Genomic DNA, 310 nt, shown 5'->3' on the forward strand with positions numbered 1-310 from the left:
TGGTGTATGGATAAAACGTGGCCCGTATTCTTTTCAAGAGACTCAATATTTAGTGCTCTTTCAGTTTCATTAATATCTCCCCAGTCACCACGAAGGTGCATGGCGACAAAGGGTCCAAAGTTTATACCCTGGAGCATGAGATTATGTACTTCAGGCGTGACGCTAACTTGAGTGGAAGGAACATTAATCATAAATATACTCTCCGCAATAACGGAACTGTGAAATAAAAGGGGTGATATTTATTATCTGTAAATATATTTCTGGTTGAACCAGAAACTCTTCAGGCGTGAACAGAGATTATCGTCTGGCT

At 40.0% G+C, this 310-nt stretch carries 1 pseudogene; it reads right to left on the reverse strand.

Annotated features, from left to right (window positions below):
• Positions 1 to 191 (reverse strand): annotated as a pseudogene (locus FDX19_RS25375) (hypothetical protein); the annotation flags it as partial.
• Between the last annotated feature and the right edge of the window lie 119 nt (positions 192 to 310).

The organism is Citrobacter sp. wls619 (genome assembly GCF_005281345.1).
GTDB lineage: Bacteria > Pseudomonadota > Gammaproteobacteria > Enterobacterales > Enterobacteriaceae > Citrobacter.